This is a genomic window from Flavobacterium sp. FPG59, from assembly GCF_002150205.1.
Classification (GTDB): Bacteria; Bacteroidota; Bacteroidia; order Flavobacteriales; family Flavobacteriaceae; genus Flavobacterium.
In genome coordinates this window covers 1-5,286 of the sequence record NZ_MTCA01000214.1, presented here as the reverse complement: position 1 = coordinate 5,286, position 5,286 = coordinate 1, and the positions used below count along the sequence as shown (strand labels likewise).

Here is a 5,286-nt window from a genome sequence, read left to right as displayed (position 1 = left end):
CTATTATTTAAAGCAAAATTTGTAGCAAATAAATACCTTCTTTTTAGATTTGAATCTTGCTTAGCACTTAAACTGTCTATTTTTTTGTTGTTTTGGGTTTTAATTGCGCTGAATTTCTTTTGGATTAACTCCAAGTTTTCTTCATTAAAACGAGTTTTTATTAATTTGTATTCTTCAAATACCTCATTGTTTTTTGACCCTGTAACTTTGGCATCCATTAAATAATTGTCTAAACTGGTATCAATAGTCATGTTGCCAGGTTCTGCAAAAAAGGAAAGGTTGTTGTCTAATGAATTACTTACACCTCTATCAAGGAATAAATACAGCATCTCTGGTGATTCTAGGTTAATATGACTCTCGAATGAAGCATTTCCATCAATATTTATGGTGTCTAATGGAACCAGTGTTGTATCTACTATTCTTTGTAAGTATAGAGTTCCTTTCTTTAAACCTTTGATGTTACCTATGATGTGTAGATTGCCTTTTTGATCTTCTTTGCTACAAGAGGAAAATAATGCAAGTGTAACAAGAGCAAATATTGTTTTTTTCATATTGATATTGTGATTAAATAGTGCTGTTTATAAGTGTTTACAGCAGTTTTGTTTTTATTGTTATTGGGGCGCAAAATAAAGAAAATTGTTGAAATGCTGTTGTGTTTTTTTTATTTTACAAAAAAAATCCTAATTTATTTCTAAATTAGGATTCTGTTTATGGAGTTAAAATTATTAGCCTTTTAACCACGCTTGTTTTAGTGCATTTTTTGAAACATCAGTAGCTTTCAGTTCTTCTTTGTCTTCGTAAGGTAATTTTACTTTTCCTTTGATAACTTGTTCTACACCGTTACGTTTAATTTTTACAGCAACAGCATCATCCTCTTTCCATTTTTGGCTGTCGGTTATCATTTCATAAATATTAGTAAGCGAGTAGGCTTTGTCATTTATTGCAAGAATGGTATCACCTCCCACAAGACCTAATGTGTTATAAAAAACATTGAGTTCAATATTTGGGATAACACTTATCTCCTTGGTGCTTTGATCTACGGTAATGTATGGAACTTGACCTTTAAGGAATACATTTGCAGGAACTTTTTCAGATGTTTTTACAACACCTACTTTTGCAAGAAATGATTCGTAAGGAATAGGGGTAGGGCCTGCCACATAAGTCTTTAAGAAATCACCCACTTCAGGATACGTAAATGAAGTTATTTTTGCAAAAAGTTCTTTGTCATTAAATGGTTTTGAAACGCCATATTCCACAGATAATTTCTGCATTAAATCTAGAATACCTCTTTCACCATTACTTTTTTCTCTTATGATGATATCTAAACACATTCCTATAAGTGCTCCTTTTTCATATACGTTTAAGTATTGTGCTTTGTAAGGCTCTGTCAAAACATTGGCACTCATGGTTGTGAAAGGCATGGTGTCGTTTAGTTTTTTTGAGTTTTCAATTTTTTCAGCCATTCGCGTGTAAAATTCTTCCTCAGTAATCAACCCTTGATTGATTTGGAAAAGATTTGCAAAATATTCTGTAATCCCTTCATACATCCATAAATGCTCGGACATTTTTGGGGTGTTAAAATCAAAATAGTGAATTTCTTTAGAGTGAATTGTTAACGGAGTTACAATATGAAAAAATTCATGTGAAACTACATCTTTCATTGCGTTTACTAGCTCAGCTTTAGGCATGGCTTCTGGCAGTACTACCGTGGTTGCTGTAGGATGTTCTAATGCGCCAAAACCTTTTGCATCTGTAGGAGTCATGCTTGATAAATACAGCAATACAGTGTATTTTTTTGTAGCATTTATTTTTCCTAAAAATGTTTTTTGAGCAATCATCATGGTTTTCATGTCCGGAGTAATACTTTCTGCGGTTACTTTTCCATTTGGAGAAAAAACACTGATTAATATTTCCATCCCATCAACAGTAAATGTAGTATAGTCAGGTTTTGCATACATGATTGGGTTTTCTACAAGTTCTGAGTATCTAGGGGTATTAAATACGTCATTTGTAGTGCTGTTGTCAAGATCTTTCATGGATGTAGCACCCCACAAAGATTCAGGATGTGATACTGATACCGTATATGATATGTCTTTTTTATTTTCAAAATACCCTACAAATCCGTGCATGTTAAGCATGAAATTTTTATCTGCATCAATATTTGTTCCTGCTGGAGAGAAAACATCATTTTTACCAAAACCACCACCTTTTTCAGTATCAAAAGTATCATTAACAAGGTATGTTATTTTACTTAATGTAGTTGCGTTTTGAATTTTCCAAGTATTGTCATCCGTTTTGGTAACGGTAAGTTGACCGCCTTTGCTATCAAATGCCTTGAAATCTTCTATGTATTTTCCGTAATCATCTATGGAGTAGGTACCCGGAATTATTTTTGGGACACTGTATGTGATTTCGTTTGTTTTTATTTTTGGAGCAACAACAGTTACTAACACCTTGTCCTCTTTTACATTGTTAATGTCAATTGTTACATTAACTTCTTCTTTTACAGCAGATGTTGCTGTGGTACTTGTTGTTTTACAACTCCACAGCATTGATACAACTGCTAAGGAATATAGTATTTTTTTCATGGAATAGATTTTATTTTAAAGTAAGTCGGCTTTCAGCTGTATTTGTTACATATTTAAATTTTTAATAAAAGAAATTATTTCATCCAGCAGTTGAGATGAGTTGGGTAATTCAGGATTATTATAGGAAGCTTTGTTTGCTGAATCATCACTTGAAATGTCTTTAAATACATGATTCATATTGTTTATGATTACTAGTTTAGCAGTTGGTTTAGTTTGCTGAAGAAGTTGTGCGTCTGCTACACTTACTTGTAAATCTTTGGTGCCGTTGATTATTAATATTGGTATTTGTAATTTTTTGATTTCCTCTTGTGGTTGGTATTTTAACCACGAAATCATGTAAGGTTGAACGCTAGGTCTAAAGATGGAAGCTAGCATTTGGTTTTTGAGTTCAAATGTTTTGCCTGTTTTTAGGATTTCTAAATTTTGTTGCACTTCATCTTTTAAAAATGGTGCTTGTAGTGCAATTTGGTCTAGAATAACAGCATCAATCCCGCGTCCTGCACCAGCTATTGAAATGTAAGCGTCTGTGTTTTGGTTTGCAGCTATTAATCCTATTAATGCGCCTTCACTGTGACCTATTATTACTATTTTTTTGTATTTTTTTTCATTTTTAAAAAACTGAACCACATCGTTGGCATCTGTAATAAAGTCTTCAAAAGATAAGGACGCTTCGTTTAGATTTCCTGCTTGAGCCAAAGCAAACATCCTTTTGTCGTAGCTAAAAGCATGAAGATCGCGGGAGGCTATACCTTCACACAGAAATTTCAGGGAATTATTGACAAGATTTCTTTGGTTTCCATCCCTGTCTGTTGGACCAGAACCAGCAATAATAATAACTAGAGTTTTACTTTTTGAAATTTCATTAGGTGTGTATAAAGTTCCTTTTATCAAAGGATTGACTTCAATGACAGAGGTTGTAAAATTCTTGTTTTGAGCAAAGCAGCAGGACCATAATGCTGAAAAAAGTAGGGTGTAGATACATTTCATTTAAAGATTGTTTAGTAGTTGTAGCGCCAGCTGTGGATTTTGCACTTCAATGATGAGTTTTTTGTAATAGTGCTCTCGAAGGGTAATTATGAGGGCATTTTTTTTATTGGATACATCCCAAAAATTTCTTCCGTTTTTGTAAAAAGTACCTGCTGCAAGCAATCCTGGGATTTCTGTTCCTGGCATACGTAAACCTTTCCAGAATGTGATCTCAGATTCATCCTGATAGGCTTTTACTACGTTCTCTCTGGGAATGATTAGTTTGCTTTTAAGACTCCACAGTTTGTGCCAACCCATGATTTCGAATATAAAACTAGCGTTTGTTGTGGTTATTTGTACCATGATGTTTTCTTTAAATGTACTGTTTTACAATTCTGTTTTTAGTAGTGGGAGATTAGCACAAAGTGTTTAAAACACCTCATTTTTTTTGATATGATTGGGTTTTTTTATTAGTCTTCTTTCTCCTCCTGATCATCAATTAGTTGCATTAAAGATAACGTTGCTTTCATACTTCCTTTTTCAGATCCTTTTTCCCATTCGTCTTTGGCTTTACTATTATTGCCCGTTATGAAGTAATAATATCCTAATAGTGTATGGCCTTCATATTCTCCTAGTGCAATTATTTTTTCGCCTAATTTTATAAGTTCAGGATTTAGTGTGATGGCATTTGGATTGATTTTATCACCCTTGAGAATGGCTCCCATAATGCTAGTGTCTTGGCTTAATTGCAGTCCGAAATAATCCATGCAAGCTCTACTTAATCCCTGATCACAAAGTGAAGTAATGTTTTTAGTATAATCTCCTTTTACACTGTCCAGTAGTGCTTCTAGTGGATTTCCATTTTTAGTAAGGATATAATAATCGTGGAGTAATGAGGCATTTTTTTGTGCTATGATTTTGTCTTTTCTTTGTTTCTCAACAATGGAGTCGTTTTTGACCCAAACTCCATTAGTAACCCAATTAGAAACTCCTGTCAAAGTATCTCCTTTTATTTTGAATTTGAAGATGCTTTTGTCAGGAAATACGTATAGAGTATCTCCTTTTACAAAATAATCTCCATTTCCCATACCCATAATACTGGCTTTGCCATTCCCGTCAAACTCAAAGAAGGAATACATGGTTGAGTCGGTTTGTGCTATGTAATGTCCGTGCAGCTCATTATTAGGTAGTTGCGCATGTGCGGTAAACGATAAAAGAAGATTCGATATAATAATCAAGTTACGTATTGCATAAGCAACAGAAGATGTTATTAGACATTTTTGGTTCTTCATATTTTTTCTTTTTTTGAACATATATTTTTTTATTTTAAATACAATAAGCGACCTCGAGAGATGCTCACTAAGTATCTAATTTTACGGCTTGCTATAGAACAAAAAAACTCCTAAGAAGGAGTTTATAAATTAATCTAGTTTGTTTTTTATGTAATATTTACCATCCAAATCTTCGTCGAAATCATCAATTTTCAAAGGTTTTGGTTTTGGTTTATTTGCTACAGCTTTCTTTTTCCACATTTCGAATTTTTCAGCAGGCATTTTCTTTTTCATGATTTCGAGAATCTCTTTTTCTGCTAAGCCAAATTCTTTTTTAATGATTTCAAAAGGATTTTTTTCTTCTAAAGCCATTGTAACAAGTTTTTCTGTTTGCTCCCAGTTTAATTCTTTTCGGTTACTCTTTTTCATCACGTGAAAATTAATTCAAATAAGTTGTAAAT

The 5,286-nt window shown here is 33.0% G+C and carries 6 protein-coding genes; all 6 read right to left on the bottom strand.

What is annotated here, in order from left to right; genetic code table 11:
• On the bottom strand, window positions 1–551 hold a 551-nt coding region (locus tag FPG59_RS13625; RefSeq protein WP_086455135.1), incomplete at its 3' end, for a DUF4369 domain-containing protein.
• Window positions 552–725: 174 nt separating this feature from the next.
• Window positions 726–2,588 carry a peptidase M61 gene (locus FPG59_RS13620; RefSeq protein WP_086455134.1) on the bottom strand — a complete coding sequence of 621 codons (1,863 nt, stop codon included), beginning with the start codon at window positions 2,586–2,588 and terminating at the stop codon, window positions 726–728.
• A gap of 45 nt (window positions 2,589–2,633) precedes the next feature.
• Window positions 2,634–3,575, bottom strand: coding sequence for an alpha/beta hydrolase (locus tag FPG59_RS13615; RefSeq protein WP_086455133.1), 942 nt, complete (start codon window positions 3,573–3,575; stop codon window positions 2,634–2,636).
• Window positions 3,576–3,917, bottom strand: coding sequence for a hypothetical protein (locus tag FPG59_RS13610; protein ID WP_086455132.1), 342 nt, complete (start codon window positions 3,915–3,917; stop codon window positions 3,576–3,578).
• A gap of 107 nt (window positions 3,918–4,024) precedes the next feature.
• Window positions 4,025–4,846: a hypothetical protein gene (locus FPG59_RS13605; RefSeq protein ID WP_140344668.1), complete on the bottom strand. Its 822-nt coding sequence runs from the start codon at window positions 4,844–4,846 to the stop codon at window positions 4,025–4,027.
• A gap of 129 nt (window positions 4,847–4,975) precedes the next feature.
• Window positions 4,976–5,254: a DUF2805 domain-containing protein gene (locus FPG59_RS13600; RefSeq protein ID WP_086455130.1), complete on the bottom strand. Its 279-nt coding sequence runs from the start codon at window positions 5,252–5,254 to the stop codon at window positions 4,976–4,978.
• Window positions 5,255–5,286: the final 32 nt, after the last annotated feature.